This window comes from Kineothrix sp. IPX-CK (assembly GCF_039134705.1).
Classification (GTDB): domain Bacteria; phylum Bacillota; class Clostridia; order Lachnospirales; family Lachnospiraceae; genus Kineothrix; species Kineothrix sedimenti.
This window is the reverse complement of sequence record NZ_CP146256.1, coordinates 3,985,898-4,004,241: the sequence shown is the minus strand read 5'-3', so window position 1 is coordinate 4,004,241 and position 18,344 is coordinate 3,985,898. Positions and strand designations below refer to the sequence as shown.

The window sequence follows — 18,344 nt, the reverse complement described above, 5'->3', positions numbered from 1 at the left end:
AATAAATGGATGTACGCAATTGCAGAAGATGCGGGCGGCTTTTTAACTATGCCATGGGGCCGATTATCTGTCCGCAGTGCAGAGAAGCACTGGAAGTAAAGTTTCAGGAAGTGAAGAAATATATATCCGAGCATAAGGGGTGCGGAATTGCGGAGGTTTCGGAAGAATGCGACGTAACTCCGCAACAGATCAGACAATGGCTGAGAGAAGAGAGGCTGGAATTCTCGGCGGATTCTCCGACAGGTCTGGAATGTGAGAACTGTGGAGCAATAATCCGCAGCGGGCGTTTTTGTGAGAAATGCAAGGCCGGAATGGTAAATCATTTGCAGACCGCATATAAGAAGGAGCCTGAACCGAAGCCCGAGAAGAAGGAAAAGGATGAAAAGGCCGGAATGAGATATTTGGATCGCTAGGAGAAAATTATGTTGAATAAAGAAAGGGTCATCCTGATGACGAAGATGGCGTCCTACGAAGAACATGAGGGGAAGAAGAATACTTCCGTCATGAATTATTTTCGTGGGGACTATGTTTGGTTTCAAGTGCTGAAGTCTGCAATTTACGGAACGATATCCTTTGGAATCTTGTTTGGGATGTATGTTTTTTATGATTTTGAAATTTTTATGACGGATATTTACAAGATGGATCTGTTCCAGTTTGGCAAGTCTGTTTTGGTTAAATATCTATTTGTGATAGGAATATACGCTATTATTTCCTACGCAGTATATTCTTATCGGTATGCAAAAGCCCAAAAGAAAATGAAGCTGTATATGAGCAACCTTAACAGGCTGACCGGTATGTATGATAAGACGTAGTACGGGCTTATGCGGCCTTGAAAGGAAATTATTATGACATCTTTACTTGTAGCAAAGCAATATTTAAAAAGAATTTATGGAAGATATGAAGTATACTTGATACCTCTGTTTAAGTTTTTGGTTTCTTTCGTTTGTTTTTTGTTGGTAAACGCCAATCTCGGTTACATGAATAAAATCAATAATATCGCAATAGTATTGGTATTGGCACTTATGTGTTCCTTTATGCCGGCTAATTTCGTAATTATTGTAGCGGCAGCGCTGGTAATCGGACATTTGTATGCACTTTCCTTGGAGTGCGCGGTAGTGGCTTTGGCACTTTTTCTACTTATGTTTTTACTGTATTTCAGGTTTTCGCCGAAAGATATGCTTGTGGTGGTTCTTACGCCCATCTGTTTTTGGCTGAAGATACCTTATGTGATTCCCATAGCCATGGGACTCCTGAGTACGCCGACTTCCGCAGTGTCAGCAGCATGCGGGGTGATCGTATATTATTTGATCGCATACATAAAGCAAAGCGATACCGCACTGGCATCCATGGAAACGGAAGAAATTACCGCCAAATTTCGTTATTTGATTGATGGGATTTTGAACAATAAAGGGATGATAGTAACCCTTGCGGCCTTTACTGCAACGATTATTCTCGTATATTTAATACGAAGGCTCTCCATGGATCACTCATGGACAATAGCCATAATTGCAGGCGCTTTGGTGAATGTGATGATTCTATTAGTAGGCGATCTGATGTTTGAGACCAATGTGTCGATTGGCGGAATCATTATTGGAACGATCTTTTCGGCTCTTATCGCGGTGGTGATCCAGTTTTTTGAATTCAACGTGGATTACAGCCGGACGGAGAAGGTGCAGTTTGAGGACGACGAATATTATTATTATGTAAAGGCGGTGCCTAAGGTTACTGTAGCGACGCCCGAGCGGAAGGTGAAACAAATCAATTCGCAGAAGAGAACGAGACCGTCACAGGGAGCGAAAGCGATGGAGGGAAGAAGTTCTTCCAAAAAATAGTGAATGGAAGATGCGGATTGTGGATATTATAAAAGACTGGAATGATTAAGATGCAGCAGATTACACAGATTGTAGATACCTATTTCAAGCGCATGCCCAGTATCAGGTGGACTGATATCGTGGAGATAATTATTATCTCCTTTTTGGTGTACCATATTTTGGTGTGGATAAAAAATACGAAAGCTTGGTCTCTTTTAAAGGGTGTTGTGGTAATTGCTGTATTTTTGTTTTTGGCTGCAGTATTCAACATGAATACGATTTTGTGGATCGCACAAAATGTAGTTGGAATAGCGGCAACGGCAATTATCGTCATATTGCAGCCTGAGCTTCGCAAAGCACTGGAGGAATTAGGACGCAAGAACATTATTTCTTCTATTTTTCCCTTTGAACCCAGCAAACCGGAGGAGGGGTTGTTTTCCGACCGCACGGTCAATGAAATTGTCAAGGCGTGTGTAGAGATGGCGAAGGTGAAGACAGGAGCGCTCATTGTAATGGAGCAGACCCAGTCTCTTGCGGAATATGAGAGAACGGGTATAGCAGTGGATGGTATCGTTTCGAGCCAATTATTGGTGAATATATTCGAGCATAATACACCGCTTCACGACGGTGCTGTTATTGTACGCGGAAATCGCGTGGTTTCGGCTACATGTTATCTTCCTCTGTCCGATAATATGGAGCTTAGCAAGGAGCTTGGAACAAGGCATAGGGCTGCAATAGGAATTTCCGAGGCTACGGATTCCATGACGGTTATCGTTTCGGAGGAAACCGGAAAAATCAGTGTGGCGTATGAGGGCAGCCTATACGGTAGCCTGGATGGAGATTCGCTGAAGGAAAAACTGCGCATAATCCAGAATAAGCCATTAGATGAAAAGAAGCGAAAGCTTTGGAAGGGAAGGGCAAGAAATGAAAAATAAATTGACGGGAAATCTTGTTCTGAAAGTCGGTTCTGTCCTTTTCGCAGCTATTTTGTGGCTTTTGGTAACTAATATAAACGATCCGCCTACGTCGTCGAAGTTTACGAATATTCCCGTAGTGATCCAGAATGCGGATGCGATTACCAGTCAGGGAAAGGTATATGAAATATTGGACGATACCGACGTCATAGATTCGGTGACCGTAGTGGCTCCCAGATCGATTAGTGATACGATCAGCAAGGATAATGTTGTTGCAGTGGCTGATATGAATGACTTGACGAGTCTCAATACCATCAGCATCAAGCTTTCCACCAATAGATATAATGACAGATTAGACAGTATAACGGGAAGTATCGATAGTGTGAAATTGAACATTGAAAATAAACAAAGCATTAGTCTGGCACTGAGAGCGACTTATTCGGGGAGCGTGGGAGACGGATACATGATAGGAGACGTTACGACGGAACAGAACCTGGTGAGGGTGTCGGGAGCGGAGTCCATCGTATCCAGAATCAATAAAGCTGAGGTAAGCGTAGCGGTAACCGGTTTTACCAGCGATATCGGCACGGTGGAGGAAATCAAGCTGTACGATGCAGACGGTGTGGAAATACCTAAATCTAATCTCACTCTTAATATAAATACGGTGCGTGTTAATGTGGAAATACTGGCAACCAAGGAGATTCCTTTGAATTTCTCCGTAATGGGAGCACCTGCTGACGGATACCGTGCGACAGGCGTAGTAAGCAGTACACCTGCTTCTGTCGTTTTGGCGGGAAAAGCCAATGTGCTGAAAAATATTTCTTCACTGGACATTCCGGATACCGTGCTGGATATTACAGGACTTACTGAAAATCTGGTGACCGTTATAGATGTAAGAGAATATTTACCGGGCAATGTTGAGCTGGATGATAAGGAATTTGACGGAAATGCTGTGGTAACTGTCTATATTGAGCCGGTGATTGCCAGAAACTTTACTGTTTCCAAAAGTAATATTTCGATTTTGAACATGCCGGAGAGCTTCGAGGGTGAAGTATCGACCTTTGAAGATGAATTTCCCATTCAGGTCATTGGACTTTCAGCGGACGTGAACAGTATAAATGGCGACGAAATAAGAGGAACTGTAGACATCGCTGACTTGCGGGAGAGAGGGATTATCGAGGAAGTGGAAGAAGGTTACTGGGATGTACCGCTATCTTTCAATCTTCCTGAAAGTGTAAGTCTGAGGGAAAACGTTACGGTAAGATTAAATATAAGAGAAAAAGAATAAGTATTCAACAGGAGGCTTTACATGGGAAGATTATTTGGTACGGATGGTGTAAGAGGAGTTGCTAACGAAGAACTAACCCCGCTTTTAGCGATGCAGCTCGGGCAGGCCGGCGCGTATGTTCTTACGAAAGAAAACGAGCATAAACCGACGATAATGGTAGGCTGCGATACGCGTATGTCCGGAGACATGCTGGCGAATGCGCTGATGGCAGGGGCTTGCTCCGTAGGGGCTAACTGTGTGTATGTGGGAATACTTCCCACGCCGGCAATAGCATATCTGACGAGGAAATACAAGGTTGATGCAGGCGTAGTGATATCCGCGTCCCATAATCCTGTAGAATTTAACGGAATTAAATTTTTTGATGGCAACGGCTATAAGCTTCCTGATTCTCTTGAGGATGAGATCGAAGCTATGATAGGAAGCGGAATGAAGGACGTGAAATTCCCTACAGGCAGCAGTGTAGGGAAGATTAAATATCGCACGGACGCAAGGGAAGAATATATTAATCATTCCATGAAGGCGGTAAATGTAGATTTTCGAGGACTTAAGATTGTGGCGGATTGTGCGGAGGGCGCTGCCTATTATACTTCCATTGAAGCTCTTAAAGAGCTGGGAGGAGAAGTCGTAGCTATTCACAATAATCCCGACGGAACGAATATCAATGCCAACTGCGGCTCTACGCATATGGAGGAACTCCAGGCGCGTGTTGTATACGAAAAAGCCAACGTGGGCCTCGCCTTTGATGGGGATGCGGACAGACTGATGGCTGTGGATGAGCTGGGCAATATGATCGATGGAGACCAGATCATGGCGATTATCGGCAGCCACATGAAAAATAAAGGTAAGCTGAAGAAAAACATTATTGTAGCTACCATTATGAGCAATTTAGGATTTTTCCTTATGGGTGAAGCGAATAAAATAAAGATAGAACAGACGAAGGTAGGCGACCGCTATGTGTTGGAGCGCATGAAGGAAATTGATGCCAGTCTCGGAGGAGAACAGTCGGGGCATATTATCTTTCTGGATGAAAATACAACGGGAGACGGGCTTTTGAGCGCTCTTCATCTGCTGGAGGTTATGGTGGAAACGGGAAAGCCGCTGTCTGAGCTTTCGAAAGTAATGGAGGTTATGCCTCAGGCGCTTGTTAACGCAAAGGTACCGAATCATAAGAAGGAAAATTATATGGATTATCCGGAGATAGCCGATGCCATCGATGAGTTGAATAAGAAGTTCGCCGGCGAGGGGCGGGTACTTATAAGGCCTTCCGGTACGGAGCCTATGGTGCGTGTTATGATTGAAGGAAAGGATAAGGAACAGATCGATAAAGAGGCGAAAAAGCTTGCTGAATTGATTCAGAATATTATGCTGTGATAATGGCAAAGAAGGCACTTGAGAAGTATAGGAAAAGATGATATAGTATGTATGTGGAACGTATGCCATTCGTTAAATAGCATATGAAATTGGAGGAAAAAGAGGTATGGTAAGCCAAAAGGTAGTTATTAAAAACCCCACAGGGCTACATCTGAGACCGGCAGGCATCCTATGTAAAGAGGCAATGCAGTTTAAATCATTAATTACATTCACATTCAGAGAGAATACGGCAAATGCGAAGAGCGTACTCAGCGTACTCGGAGCATGCGTAAAGTGTGGTGATGAGATAGAGTTTATTTGCGAAGGCGAAGATGAGGAAGTGGCACTTAAGTCTTTGGTTCATGCTATTGAAAGCGGTCTTGGGGAATAAATCTACATAGCTGAAAAATAGCCGGCTCTTAGAGCCGGTTTTTTGCGCAATAGGAAAGTGCTCCTATATACAAAAAAGGATGAGCATTTAGAACGCGTTATAAATATAGACGGAGGTATGGTTATGTTAAATTATAAAAGATATCAGCGAAGTCCGGTCATGGTCTACCCGGAAAGAAAATGGCCCGGTAAAGAAATTCAAAAAGCACCGCTCTGGTGCAGCGTTGATTTGCGGGACGGTAATCAGGCGCTGATTGACCCAATGGTAGTGGAAGAAAAAATCGAGATGTTCCAATATTTGATCAAGCTTGGTTTCCGCGATATTGAAATCGGATTTCCCGCAGCAAGCCAGATAGAATTTGATTTCCTGCGTCAGCTTGTGGATAGGAAAATGATTCCAGATGATGTGAGAGTTCAGGTGCTCACCCAGTGCAGGGAGGAACAGATTGAGAGAACCTTCGAGGCGATTGCAGGCTGCAAGCAGGTAATCGTACACATTTACAATTCTACTTCTACGTTGCAAAGAGACGTGGTATTTGGAATGAGCAGAGACGAAATTATAGAGATTGCGGTTCAGGGGACGAAGTGGGTAAAGGAAAGGGCAAAGAATTTCCCGGGAAAGATTATTTTGGAATATTCTCCGGAAAGCTTTACCGGTACAGAATTAGATTTTGCGTTGGATATATGTACGGCAGTTCAGCGGACATGGGGAGCGACTAAGGAGGAACCGATTATTATTAATCTGCCATCTACCGTGGAGATGACCACTCCCAATGTATATGCCGACCGTATTGAATGGATGGACAGCCATTTTAAGAATAGGGAAAGCATTATTTTGAGTGTACATCCACATAACGACAGGGGAACAGGAGTGGCAAGTACGGAACTGGCACTGTTGGCGGGTGCGGAACGTGTAGAAGGAACACTGTTTGGAAATGGCGAGCGGACGGGTAATGTGGATGTATTGAATATAGCCTATAACATGTTTTCGCAGGGAATCGATCCTGAGCTGAACGTGGATAAAATAGGTGAGACGATAGAATTATACGAAAGATGTTGTAAGATTCCGGTTCATCCCAGACATCCATACGCCGGAAAGCTCGTATTTACGGCGTTCTCCGGCTCGCATCAGGATGCCATCAACAAAGGTGTAAAGGCGATGAAGGAAAGAAACAGCGAGATATGGCAGGTGCCTTATCTGCCTATCGATCCTGCTGATATTGGCAGAGAGTACGAACCGATTGTAAGAATTAATTCCCAGTCTGGCAAGGGCGGCGTAGCCTTCGTTATGGATACGTATTTCGGCTTCAAGCTTCCTAAAGGAATGCACAAAGAGTTTGCCAAGACTATTCAAGCGATTTCGGAGAAGCAGGGGGAAGTATCTCCGGACCAGATTATGGAGCAGTTCAGACAGGAATATCTGGAGAAGAAGGAGCCGATTCATTTCAGAAAGCTGAAGGTGGACGACTTGAGCGGAGAAACCACTTCCGAATTCGATACGAGAGTTATGGTCATCTATACGGACCACGGCGTGGAGAAATTTTTTGAAGCGATAGGAAATGGTCCTATCGATGCAGTAAAACGCGGCCTTCAGGAGGTTATCGGAGAGGAAATGAAGATATTGGATTACGAAGAGCATGCGCTGCAAAGTGGTTCCAATTCTCAGGCGGCAGCCTACATTCACTTGCTGGATTCGGATACCGGAACAGTTACCTATGGCGTCGGTGTAAGCTCCAATATTACAAGAGCGTCCGTAAGAGCTATTTTCTCGGCAGTAAATCGTCTTGGGATAGGCACGAAAAAATAGATTTAAAATTAAGATATATTTCATGAACTGATTAAGAAAGATATAAAAAAGGCTTGCGCGGTATCGGCAAGCCTCTTTATATGGAATAAAACAAGTATTTTATTTTGCGTCGGACTGTAGAGAAACTCCATCAACATCGAATGAATCGCCTTCCTCTACAATACAAATCATGGTTTTACCCGTATTTAATTCGATTTCATTTCCATTATCGTCAAAATACTTGGTGGGTTCGTAGTCAGCAGTCTTTTTCCACGTTACATGGATACCTTTTCCATTAGTAAAGTAGTAGCCGTCTCTTGTGGTATCGTGTACCTGAAACGCCAGATAGCCCTTCTCGTCCCTGACTTCATGATATGTGAACTGAACCAGTACGTTTTTAAAGGAAAGCTGTACTTCGTTGTTGGCAGCATCTACGTCAGGTTTGCCGTACATGTAACGGTAATACAAACCATCCTCAGCATTATAGGTAAAGGAGGTCTTGGTTACCGGATAAGCGGGCTTCATATTGATTTCCTTTGCTGTAACAGCTTCGCTGTACGCGTCTAAGGTATTCGGTGTCTTTGCAGAAGCGAACTTGAAGTGATCTGCATCGTAGTAGCCGTCGCGGTATGTCTTGGAGTACCCGAATTTGCTGATACCCTTGTTGATTCCTTCTGCACTGGCGTATGCGTTCTGAGGAGCCTTCTTATCGGTAGAACGGTAAAAAGCGCCTTCGAACATTGCGTCGGTTCTCTTGTCACCGTAGGAAGTTCCCGTAATGTGATCCGTATCAGCTTTCTCTACAATATCATTGATGTAGAAGGGACCGCCGAAATGAAGATAAATGGAATCCCATTCAAAAGACCAATATACGAAATAATCGCGGCAGCTTCTAACATTACCGATGCGGTCCAATCCTTCCCAATCCTTAATGACAGCCATGCTTCTCGTTATGCTTCCTTCTACCGGGCACTCATAAAGGATGTCCGCTTTGGAAAGGTTATAATGCGGAAGTGCTGATGAATCATTGGGAATCATAATGGAAATAGGACGTGCATCCTCTAAATCTCCATCTATCCATTCGTTGGTAAGCGTACTTCTAACCATGCCTTCTTCGGGAGGCACATCATCATCAGTAGCCGTTTCTTCCTTGGCGTTTGTCTCATCCGTCTCTAATTCAGGCTGAGGTTCAATGACCTGCGCAACGACAGGTTCTTCAACTTCTTCTGTCTTACCACAACCGGTTAAAAAAAGAGCAGAGGATAAAGCGACAAGAAGAAGTACTTGTAATCGTTTCATGTATAATCCTCACTTTCATAAATAAAATGGGGCTTAGAATCGGAAAATAATGCGTACGAATCCCGCTAAAAGCACCACAAGGCAAATTATAGCATATTATATCGGCGGAGTCACTAGGGAGAAATGAAAAATATATACAAAAATCTTAAGAATTTATTACAAGAATGTAACATATACTTACTATTCACCGTTTTGCTGTTTATAATAAGAATATATGCCTATATCACCCCTGGGTGAAGAAACTTTACTTGCATATTCTAAGTGCGGGTTGTATTATGGTAATAGTCTGGACTAGCGCAAAGCCACCGGATTTGAAAGGAGAATTGTTCCATACATGAAAAAAATAATAGTTACCGGCTGCAACGGACAATTAGGAATTGCCATCAATAAGCAATATGAAGGAAATACGGAAATAGAACTTATCAATACGGACGTTGCACAGCTCGATATAACGAATATAGATGAAGTGATGAAACTGGTAAAAGAGGTCAAGCCTTATGCGATTATCAACTGTGCGGCGTATACTAACGTAAATTCCTGTGAGACAGACGCAGATAACGCGTATCGGATTAATGCTATCGGTCCGCGCAACCTGAGCGTTGCAGCGACGGAAGCAGGAGCGAAGCTTGTTCAGATATCCACGGATTATGTTTTCTCAGGAAAAGCAGACAAGCCCTACACTGAGTTCGATCTTACGGGACCACAAGGAGTGTACGGTGCTTCTAAGCTGGCGGGAGAGAATTTTGTAAAGGAATTCGCAAAGGATTACTTCATCATCCGTACTGCGTGGCTATATGGCGAAGGTAAGAATTTCGTGAAGACCATGCTGCAATTATCGGAGAAGACCGATAAGGTTACGGTAGTAGGCGATCAGTTCGGTACTCCCACAAGCGCAGAGGAATTGGCAAAAGCGATTTGTTATCTGGTTCCCAGCGAAAATTACGGGCTGTTCCACGGAACCTGTGAGGGTTATTGCCATTGGGCTGATTTCGCAAAAGAAATATTCAGGCTTGCGGGCAAGAAAACTGTAGTGGAGGAAATTACAACAGGGGAATATCAGACGGCGAATCCGGCCTCTGCACCGAGGCCGGCTTATTCCATTCTGGAGAATTATATGCTCAGGCTTACGTCTGATTTTCAGTTTGCGGACTGGCATGATGCGATTGGAAGGTATTTGAAAAGCCTTTAAATAAAAATTTCGGTCGAAGCTTCGGGCCTGTGCCCGAAGTCTTTGGACTTTGAAAGGATTATGGTTATAAAAATGGAATTTTTAAAAGATTTATTTTATAACCGCATTTTTATGGCATCGGTAACCGGCTGGCTGGTGGCGCAAGTGCTGAAAACGGTCATACATATGTGGTTTAATCGTAAGTTCGTGGCAGAACGCCTGATAGGAAGCGGCGGCATGCCCAGTTCCCATTCTGCGACGGTGTGCGCCCTCGTAACGGCATCGGGTTTCGAATATGGGGGAGGAAGCTTTCAGTTCGCTATTGCCGCAATCTTTGCTATCATTGTCATGTACGACGCCATGGGTGTCAGAAGAGAAACCGGTATACAGGCCAAGGTACTTAACGAAATGATGGAAATGTTCGTACATATGGGAAAAGAAATGAGTGTGGAGGACAAGCTCAAGGAGTTCGTGGGCCATACTCCCTTACAGGTATTAATGGGAGCGCTGCTTGGCATAGGAATTGCCGTATTGATGTATATATAAGGAAGAATAATGGTAATCGCCGAGGACTCTTTGGCAGATTACCATTTTTTACGGTACTCCAGCGGTGTCATGTTTTCTGATTGACGGAATACCTTTATAAAATACCCGGCGTCCTGAAAGCCGGTGGCTGCGGCAATGGATTCTACGGAATCTTCGCTGAAGCGCAGCATGGATTTCGCATGGGATATCCGCTTGGCGGTGAGGTCATGGAACAGTGTGATTCCGTATGTTTTTTTATACTCTCTGGAGAGATGGAATTTACTGATAAAAAAATGCTCGGATAGTTTTTCCAAGGTGATTTTTTCGTTATAATGCTGTTCCAAATAGGAATGTATCTGCATGAGTTTTTCAGGAATGGAATATTCTCCTTCGTGCTCCTGTCTGCTTTCCGTAAAGCAGAGAGTGATAATGTCGGTAAGGTATTTGTTGGAAATGAGCTCCATAAACACGGACTTTGTTTGCTGCGTGCGATAAAGCAGTGTGAGAGCGTCGGTAAAGGCCACGAGGTTTCTGGGACGAAACAAAAAGGAATTGCTATGACGGATGAAATTGTCGTAATGAGCTCTCGCCTCTGCTCCGTTAAAATGTACCCACATCAGGCTCCAAGGGTCGTTAGCGCTGCTTTCGTGTGAATAGGGACGGGTGCAGTCGATCCAGACGCAGTCGCCGGCAGAAATAGAGTACTTTTTATTTTCATAAGAGACCTCCCCGCTTCCATCCAATACTACAAAGAACAGGTAGGAGTTAAGGTTCTGTCTCTTGCTGATATGAGGCTCCAGACTTTGCAGTGTGCCCACCTCCTGCACGTGAAGATAATGCTCTTTGGCGTAAGAAGTCGGGGTTGAAATGATGCGGTTGGAAGTAGATTTTGCCATAAGTTGCTTTCCTTTCTTAATTTTGGATGTTTCACAAGGCTTAGATGATGGTACCATCAATTGACAAGGTTTTATACGTCCTGTATTGATGAGTTTTGAACATAGAGACAGCAATATTTTACCATTATGACGCAATATTGTAGGTTGCCACTTGCATTATACAATAGTATACTCGCTAATGAAATAGCAAAATAACACAATGTGAGGTATTGATATATGCTTTCGGTTTGTCTGATTTTCTTGTATGTACTTCTGACAGCGTATTTGACGGGTTTTTTGGTACTGAAGGGTATCGGGCGGTTCTGTACGGGCAGAAATAGAAAGGAAGTGCCGGAGACAACCTGGCATACTCTGAAAATTGACAGCTATTGCATGGCAGGACTTGTGGCCCTTACGGTGTACGCGCAGTTTTTCAGCTTGTTTCACAAGGTGGGATTTGCAGCGAATATCCTTATTCTCTTTTTGTGTACCGTTATTATCGCAGTTTTTCGAAGGGATCTTTTTAAAGAGCTTCTTAAGGTTAAGGAGACCGTCACGTGGAAAAAGGCGGCAGGCTGTCTGTTTTTGTTTCTGCTGTTCTCCTATGGGACCTCGAGAGGTATTATCCACTATGATACGGGGCTTTACCATGCCCAGAGCATTCGGTGGATAGAGGAATACGGTATAGTAAAGGGTTTGGGGAATCTTCACTGCAGGCTGGCTTATAACAGCTCGGCGTTCAGCCTCTCTGCACTTTTTAGCTTTTCTTTTTTGGGGATACAATCCTACCACTGTATGGCAGGATTTTTTGGACTTATATTAGCAAAGGTATGCGGTGAAATCGCAGAAGCCTTCCGGCGAAGACGGCTGATTCTTTCTGATTTTGCGCGGATAGCTTGTATTTATTATCTGCTCATTATCTTCGATGAAATGGTATCTCCGGCCTCAGATTATTTCATGGTGCTTACCATTTTCTATATTGTCATCCGCTTTTTGGATTTAGCAGAGAAAAAAGAGGAATCATGGATCCCATATGGACTTTTGAGTCTTGTGGCGGTATATGCCATGAGCCTGAAGCTTTCTGCGGCACTCATTTTGCTGCTTGTGGTAAAGCCTGCGGCAATGCTCATAAAAAGCAGAAATCTTCGGGGCATCTTTTCCTTTATAGGACTTGGAACCGTTGTCATCGCGCCTTATCTGATTCGGAATGTAATAATATCAGGCTGGCTTATATATCCTTTTACCGCAGTGGATTTATTCTCTGTCGATTGGAAGATACCGAAGGGAATTGCTGATTATGACGCGAAAGAAATACAAGCGTGGGGACGTGGGATTTATGATGCGGCCAGATACGGAGCACCGATAACTTCATGGTTTCCGGAGTGGCTAAGGGGGCTTGGAGCAGTGGATAAACTGTCGGTTCTCGGGGCTGCGTTCTCGGTTCCTGTTTCGGTGGCAGCAGCACTTGTCATATGGATAAAAAGAAAAAAAGAAATGTACGACTTCCTGCTTGCGGCAGCTACGGTGAATCTATCCTTTTTGTTCTGGCTCTTTTCTGCGCCCCTCATTCGCTATGGGTGTGTCTATGTATGGCTTGCTTCTGCTCTGACTCTTGGCGGGTTGATGCTGTATGTTGTAAAGGGAAAATACGCTTGGAGGGCGATTTATATAGCTTTGGGGTTTTTTGCGTGCTATAAGGTGTATGCCTTTGGCAGAGAGGCTGCCTCGGCTTATGACGGCAATTATATGATAAATCAGAAGGATTATGAAAATTTTGAAATGAACGTTTATGAAATAGACGGATTGACCTTTTTCTATCCGGTTACGGGCGACAGGGCAGGCTATGCGGCGTTCCCTTCCTCCCCGGCGAAGGCTGAGATAACATTACGGGGAACAAACATAAGAGAAGGCTTTCGTTATAAAAAATAAACGATTGATAATAATTTAATAATTAACAGTATAGGATTAGGGTGTCAAAAGATCCTTTTGCGAACGGCTCTAGAAAATATGCCCAAAACAAAAAGACTTCTGCGCCGAATTCAAATATAAGAAGTTCTAGTTATCAGTCTATCCCCGCCAAACACAACAGAAAACAAAAAACTCGCTGCGCTCAAACAGTTTTGCTTTCTGTTGTGGCACAAATATCCAGAGAAAGAACTTCTAAATATTTTCATAGGCGCAGTCGTTCTTTTTGTTTTGAGCATATTGACTCGAATATTATTAAAAAGGACCTTTTGACACTCTAATCAGTATAGGAAAGAAATGGAGAAAACAATGAATAAGACGGACAAAATTTATGTGGCAGGACATAGAGGGCTGGTAGGCAGCGCAATCGTAAGGAACCTGCAATCCAAGGGCTATACGAATATCGTAGGAAGAACGCATAAGGAGCTGGATTTGACGGTTCAGGCGGATGTAATCGCCTTTTTTGAAGAGGAAAGACCGGATGTAGTCGTGCTGGCGGCGGCCAAGGTAGGAGGAATACATGCCAACAACACGAAGCCTGCGGAATTTGCATATGAGAATATGCAGGTACAGTGCAACGCCATCAAATGCTGTCATGACTATAAAGTAAAGAAACTGTTGTTTTTGGGAAGCACTTGCATTTATCCCAAGCTTGCGCCTCAGCCTATACCGGAAGACGCACTTTTGACCGGCCCCCTTGAGGAGACAAATGAAGCATATGCGATTGCAAAGATAGCGGGACTGGAGATGTGCAAGTATTTTAAAATCCAGTACGGAGATGATTTTATCAGCTGCATGCCGACAAACCTTTATGGTCCGCATGACAATTATGATTTGAAGAACTCCCATGTATTGCCGGCCATGATCCGCAAGTTCCATGAGGCAAAGGTAAATGGCACGTCTATCGTGGAACTGTGGGGAACGGGAAGTCCGCTGCGAGAGTTCTTATATGTGGACGATATGGCGGATGCTTGTGTATTTTTATTAGAAAATTACAGCGGCGAGCAGCATGTGAATATAGGAACAGGAAAGGAAGTCAGCATCAGGGAGCTGGCGGAAACCGTTTGCCGTACGGTAGGCTTCGAAGGCGATATCGTGTGGAACAAGGACATGCCGGACGGCACACCAAGAAAGCTCACTAACGTAGATAAGCTCCATGCTATGGGCTGGAAGCACAAAGTGGACCTGGAAGAAGGCGTAGGGCTGGCTTACGAATGGTTTAAGGAAAATATAGACAGCGCAAGAATGGATGGAAGGTAAATGACGGAAGGAAACGGCAAAATGGAAAGATACGGCATAATTATGGCGGGCGGAGGCGGAACGAGATTCTGGCCCTTGAGCCGCAGGGAAGTACCGAAGCAATTGTTGAATCTCACGGGCAGGGATACGATGGTGAATGAGACCATCGACAGAATCAAAAAAAGCGTTCGGGGAGAGAATATCTATATCGTTACGAACGCTGTACAGGCGGAACTGATGGAGAAGGTAACGGAAGGAAGGCTCGAGGCAAAGCATATTCTGTCCGAGCCTGCTGCAAGAAATACGGCGGCGTGTATCGGCTATGCCGCGGTGGAGATTCGCAAAAAATACGGAGACGGCGTAATGTGTGTGCTGGCATCGGACCACTACATCAAAAACGGCGCCGCATATGCGGAAGTAATGGACTATGCGATGGAGCTGGCTGAAAAGACGGACAGGCTGGTGACGATAGGAATCAAGCCTACGAATCCTGCTACCGGATACGGCTATATTAAGTACAACAAAAAAGTGAAAGAAGTAGGTCATACGATAAGTAAGGAGAGCGGAAAGCGCATAGCTGCGTATCCGGTAGCCGATTTCGTGGAGAAACCCAGCCTTTCTACGGCCAAATCTTACGTGGAGCAGGGCTGTTATCTCTGGAACAGCGGAATGTTTGTATGGAAAACCTCCGTTATATTAAAATATTTCGAAGAGCTTCTGCCGGACGTATATGAGTGCCTTTTAGAAATCGAAGAAGCCATCGGTACGGATAAGGAGAAGGAGACTATCGAAAGAGTATACCCGACCATTCCGAAGATTTCCGTGGATTATGGAATTATGGAGAGGGCGGATAACGTAATTATGCTGGAAGGCGATTTCGGCTGGAGCGACGTTGGAAGCTGGGATGCGCTCGATACGCTGTATGATGCGGACGGAAATAATAACGTAACCTACGGAGAACAGATTCATATCGGTTCTAAAAATTGCATTGCCTATGGCAAAAATAAGTTAATTGCTACTATCGGACTGGATAATGTCATCATTGTGGAGACAGAGGATGCGATATTGGTCTGCGACAAAAACAAGGCGCAGGATGTTAAAAAAATCGTAGAGATTTTGGAAGAACAGGGCAAGACTGAATACTTGTAAACAGAGCGGTGCAGAGTACTCTTCACCATCCGCGCGACGCTTTAAGGTTTACAGAAAAACCGGCATATGGTATGATGAATTTTGCAGTAAAATGCCGGAATAAGCGGGCTTCGGTAACAATATAAGAAATTGTATATACAATATGTGGGGAATTTTATCGTGGATATTGACGGATTAAGAGATGCGGAATTGATAAAACACGTAACTAAAATAATGCTCGATATGGGAGTGCCTGCACATTTAAAGGGATACCATTACCTGCGTGCGGCAATCATCATAGCGAAAAAGGATATGGAAGTGGTCGGAAGCGTAACGAAACTTTTATATCCTGAGATTGCAAAGCAGTTCAAGACGACGGACCAGAAGGTGGAACGGGCTATTCGCAATGCAATTGAGGTATCCTGGATGAGGGGAAATCCCGAAACCTTTGAAGAGTTATTCGGTTATTCCATACTGACAGGTCAGACAAGACCTACCAACAGCGAATACATTGCGCAGATTGCAGATAAAATAAATCTGGATATGGAAAATGGCAAAATATAAAACAAAAAGCAAAAGGATGGCCTCGGTCATCCTTTTAGTAATAGGAAAGCATACTTTTGTTCACTTTGTTGTGATTTTTGGAAATATATGATAAGATATTATAACATGTGAGCAGCATGAAAAAACGCGGACAAAAAGAGGTATGAAATGGAGTTGCTTAGCGTAATTGTTCCCTGTTATAACGAAGAGGAAAATATTTTTGATTTTTATAACGAATTGATGAAAAATGAGCAGTTTTTTGAGAAGAGAGGTCTGGAGATAGAGATTCTCTATATTGACGACGGCTCTAAGGATAAGACGGCGGATAAGGTAAAGGAGTTAAACGCCAGGGATCCGCGGGCACACCTTTTGTCCTTTTCCAGAAATTTCGGAAAGGAAGCGGCTATTTACGCCGGCCTTAAGACGGCGAAGGGAGCATATGCTGTGATGATGGATGCGGATTTGCAGGATCCGCCTTCACTTTTGCCGGAGATGTTTCAATATATCGATGAAGGCTATGATTCGGTGGCAACACGGAGGGTGACAAGAAAAGGCGAGCCCGTCATCCGCTCTTGGTTTGCCAGATTATTCTATAAAATAATGAACCGCATATCCCGTACGGAGATTGTGGACGGAGCCAGGGATTATCGCCTGATGAAAAGAAATGTAGTAGACGCCATTCTTTCCATTACGGAGTATAACCGCTTTACGAAAGGTATCTTCGGCTGGGTAGGCTATGAGACGAAGTGGCTGGAATATGAAAATATCGAACGCAAAAAGGGCGAGACGAAGTGGTCGTTCTGGAAGCTGTTTCTATATTCCCTTGACGGAGTTACTGCTTTTTCCACGGTACCTCTTGCTATCGCTTCGATCATGGGAGTGTTGTTCTGTGGCTTCGCTTTTTTATTTATCATTGTGATCATTGTGCGTAAGCTGATATTTGGTGACCCAACCTCAGGCTGGCCCTCCTTGGTATGTATCATATCACTGGTGAGCGGTGTGCAGCTTTTTTGCCTTGGGATCGTCGGACAGTATTTGGCCAAGACTTACATGGAAGTCAAAAAAAGACCGATTTATCTTATTAAGGAAGAAATATAGGTAACAGCCGAAGGCTGAACTGAAACTAACATAGCAATTATTTTGTTACTGTTCACATAGCAGCTTGACACTTGCTGTTAAGCTGCGTAAGAACGTGATTCAAGAGATGATTTCTGCTTCGCGAAGCGAATTCAAATGCAGAGATCATGTGTTACTGTGAATGGAATGAACAGTAACATTATTTTAGAGGGAAGTCTGGATGGACAAGCTGGTCAGTATTATTGTGCCGGTATATAATGCTGGAACGTATATAGAAAATACGATTGAAATGGTATGCCGTCAGACGTACGCACAGTGGGAGCTTTTGCTGGTGGACGACTGCTCTGCGGACGATGGCAGGAAGAAAATAGAGGCTTTCTGCCGCAGGGATGAGAGGATTCGCCTGATTGCGAAAGATAAAAACGAAGGGGCCGCGAAGGCGCGCAACACGGGGATTTTGAGTGCAAAGGGAAGATTTATCGCCTTTTTGGATGCCGACGATGTGTGGCTACCTGCGAAGCTGGAGAAGGAACTTCAGTTTATGGAGGAGAAGGAGGCGGCCTTCGTTTTTACCGGATATGAATTCGGAAATGAGCAGGCGGAAGGAACCGGAAAGGTAGTGACGGTGCCGGAAGCTCTTACCTATAAGCAGGCTCTTCCGAGAACCGTCATCTTTACTTCCACGGTACTGTTCGATACGGAAAAAATCGATAAGTCGCTGATAGAAATGCCTGATGTGAAGAGCGAGGATACGGCCACTTGGTGGAAAATCCTAAGAAATGGATATACTGCTTATGGGCTTAACGAGGTGCTCGTAATCTACAGAAGGCCGGGGAAATCCCTTTCCTCTAACAAGCTTGTGGCAATAAAGAGAATCTGGAACCTGTACAGAAGGGAAGAGAAGCTTTCTTTACCCTATAGCATATATAATTTCGTCTTATGGGCATTTGGAGCGGTATTGAGGCGGATATAAACATAAGGGACGA

18 protein-coding genes are annotated in these 18,344 nt (G+C 44.1%); 16 read left to right on the top strand and 2 right to left on the bottom strand.

Going from position 1 to position 18,344, the window contains the following annotated elements; all coding sequences use genetic code 11:
* Positions 1-5: 5 nt before the first annotated feature.
* The 8 genes from V6984_RS19020 (at position 6) to leuA (ending at position 7,560) form a co-directional block, all read left to right on the top strand.
* Positions 6-413: a flagellar protein gene (locus V6984_RS19020; RefSeq protein ID WP_342757174.1), complete on the top strand. Its 408-nt coding sequence runs from the start codon at positions 6-8 to the stop codon at positions 411-413.
* A gap of 9 nt (positions 414-422) precedes the next feature.
* Positions 423-812, top strand: coding sequence for a hypothetical protein (locus V6984_RS19015; RefSeq protein WP_342757173.1), 390 nt, complete (start codon positions 423-425; stop codon positions 810-812).
* A gap of 33 nt (positions 813-845) precedes the next feature.
* Positions 846-1,832 carry a hypothetical protein gene (locus tag V6984_RS19010; protein WP_342757172.1) on the top strand — a complete coding sequence of 329 codons (987 nt, stop codon included), beginning with the start codon at positions 846-848 and terminating at the stop codon, positions 1,830-1,832.
* Positions 1,833-1,882: 50 nt separating this feature from the next.
* Positions 1,883-2,746 (top strand): diadenylate cyclase CdaA, encoded by an 864-nt coding sequence (gene cdaA, locus V6984_RS19005; protein ID WP_342760052.1) that lies wholly within the window; start codon positions 1,883-1,885, stop codon positions 2,744-2,746.
* Positions 2,736-4,013 carry a CdaR family protein gene (locus V6984_RS19000; protein WP_342757171.1) on the top strand — a complete coding sequence of 426 codons (1,278 nt, stop codon included), beginning with the start codon at positions 2,736-2,738 and terminating at the stop codon, positions 4,011-4,013. Before cdaA ends, V6984_RS19000 begins: the two co-directional genes overlap by 11 nt.
* Before the next feature lie 21 nt (positions 4,014-4,034).
* On the top strand, positions 4,035-5,384 hold the full coding sequence (gene glmM, locus V6984_RS18995; protein ID WP_342757170.1) for a phosphoglucosamine mutase: 1,350 nt from the start codon (positions 4,035-4,037) through the stop codon (positions 5,382-5,384).
* Positions 5,385-5,490: 106 nt separating this feature from the next.
* A complete protein-coding gene (locus V6984_RS18990) occupies positions 5,491-5,754 on the top strand; it encodes an HPr family phosphocarrier protein (RefSeq protein ID WP_342757169.1) in 264 nt (87 codons plus the stop codon).
* Between the two features lie 123 nt (positions 5,755-5,877).
* Positions 5,878-7,560, top strand: a complete 1,683-nt coding sequence (gene leuA / locus V6984_RS18985) for a 2-isopropylmalate synthase (protein ID WP_342757168.1) — start codon at positions 5,878-5,880, stop codon at positions 7,558-7,560.
* A gap of 99 nt (positions 7,561-7,659) precedes the next feature.
* On the opposite strand, the gene V6984_RS18980 is transcribed toward leuA, so the two are convergent.
* Entirely contained in the window at positions 7,660-8,838 is a 1,179-nt protein-coding gene (locus V6984_RS18980; RefSeq protein ID WP_342757167.1) for a DUF3048 domain-containing protein, read from the bottom strand.
* Between the two features lie 334 nt (positions 8,839-9,172).
* Here V6984_RS18980 and rfbD point away from each other — a divergent pair, with 334 nt between their 5' ends.
* Positions 9,173-10,027, top strand: coding sequence for a dTDP-4-dehydrorhamnose reductase (gene rfbD, locus V6984_RS18975; RefSeq protein WP_342757166.1), 855 nt, complete (start codon positions 9,173-9,175; stop codon positions 10,025-10,027).
* A gap of 72 nt (positions 10,028-10,099) precedes the next feature.
* The gene (locus V6984_RS18970; RefSeq protein ID WP_342757165.1) at positions 10,100-10,552 is read left to right on the top strand and encodes a divergent PAP2 family protein; all 453 of its coding nucleotides are present in this window, start codon (positions 10,100-10,102) and stop codon (positions 10,550-10,552) included.
* Between the two features lie 38 nt (positions 10,553-10,590).
* Here V6984_RS18970 and V6984_RS18965 read toward each other — a convergent pair whose 3' ends face one another.
* Positions 10,591-11,427 carry an AraC family transcriptional regulator gene (locus V6984_RS18965; RefSeq protein WP_342757164.1) on the bottom strand — a complete coding sequence of 279 codons (837 nt, stop codon included), beginning with the start codon at positions 11,425-11,427 and terminating at the stop codon, positions 10,591-10,593.
* Between the two features lie 216 nt (positions 11,428-11,643).
* Here V6984_RS18965 and V6984_RS18960 point away from each other — a divergent pair, with 216 nt between their 5' ends.
* The 6 genes from V6984_RS18960 to V6984_RS18935 all read left to right on the top strand — a co-directional run bounded on the left by V6984_RS18960 (position 11,644) and on the right by V6984_RS18935 (position 18,331).
* Complete coding sequence (locus tag V6984_RS18960; protein ID WP_342757163.1) at positions 11,644-13,335, top strand: LIC_10190 family membrane protein; 1,692 nt, start codon at positions 11,644-11,646, stop codon at positions 13,333-13,335.
* A 345-nt stretch (positions 13,336-13,680) separates the two neighbouring features.
* Positions 13,681-14,631 (top strand): GDP-L-fucose synthase, encoded by a 951-nt coding sequence (locus V6984_RS18955; protein ID WP_342757162.1) that lies wholly within the window; start codon positions 13,681-13,683, stop codon positions 14,629-14,631.
* Positions 14,632-15,759, top strand: a complete 1,128-nt coding sequence (locus V6984_RS18950) for a mannose-1-phosphate guanylyltransferase (protein ID WP_342757161.1) — start codon at positions 14,632-14,634, stop codon at positions 15,757-15,759.
* 129 nt (positions 15,760-15,888) lie between these two features.
* Positions 15,889-16,302: a sporulation initiation factor Spo0A C-terminal domain-containing protein gene (locus V6984_RS18945; protein ID WP_342757160.1), complete on the top strand. Its 414-nt coding sequence runs from the start codon at positions 15,889-15,891 to the stop codon at positions 16,300-16,302.
* Between the two features lie 147 nt (positions 16,303-16,449).
* Positions 16,450-17,379, top strand: a complete 930-nt coding sequence (locus V6984_RS18940) for a glycosyltransferase family 2 protein (protein ID WP_342757159.1) — start codon at positions 16,450-16,452, stop codon at positions 17,377-17,379.
* 199 nt (positions 17,380-17,578) lie between these two features.
* A complete protein-coding gene (locus tag V6984_RS18935; RefSeq protein ID WP_342757158.1) occupies positions 17,579-18,331 on the top strand; it encodes a glycosyltransferase family 2 protein in 753 nt (250 codons plus the stop codon).
* The last annotated feature ends 13 nt before the right edge of the window (positions 18,332-18,344 follow it).